This window comes from Bacillus sp. JJ722, from assembly GCF_036963345.1.
Taxonomy (GTDB): Bacteria; Bacillota; Bacilli; order Bacillales; family DSM-1321; genus Bacillus_AD.
Genome location: NZ_JBALMO010000241.1, coordinates 4,272 through 4,798 on the forward strand (window position 1 = coordinate 4,272; position 527 = coordinate 4,798).

General features: G+C 32.8%; 1 protein-coding gene. It reads left to right on the forward strand.

Annotated features, from left to right (window positions below):
* Positions 1–125 (forward strand): HU family DNA-binding protein (locus tag V7014_RS22590; protein ID WP_335510575.1); only part of this gene is annotated, 125 nt, incomplete at its 5' end.
* Between the last annotated feature and the right edge of the window lie 402 nt (positions 126–527).

Genomic DNA, 527 nt, shown 5'->3' on the forward strand with positions numbered 1-527 from the left:
TTGAAGTGCGTGAACGTTCGGCGAGAAAAGGAAGACATCCTCAAACAGGAGAAGAAATAGAGATCGCAGCTTCTAAAGTCCCTGCTTTTAAAATAGGAAAAGAGTGGAAAAACGCAGTGAAGTAAGATTTAATATCACCTATTCCTATCAATACGTAAGTTTGCTAGTTTGAAAAGGACAAGAATTTATTAAATTAATTAGCTATTTTATTGTTAAAAAGAACAATCAAAGGAGGAACTACAATTGAAGTAGTACCTCCTTTTCATTTTTGCTAATAGGTGTTGAATGGATATTCATAAATGTGGTTTGATTTAATTTTCGGAATAATATTATTTGTTTATCACTATAGTTCCATGGTTTCTTAAACAGTCCCTTATTATAATAGGTGGGGTAGCCAGTTAGAAATAATAAGAGGGTAGTATTTGCCAGAGTGCTAACTTTCATCTCCAGCTAAGAGAGAAAGTTTTGCTCATATTTTATGATGAAAACGGCTGTAAAACTAGGAAGAGGAGTTTAATTATGTCTAA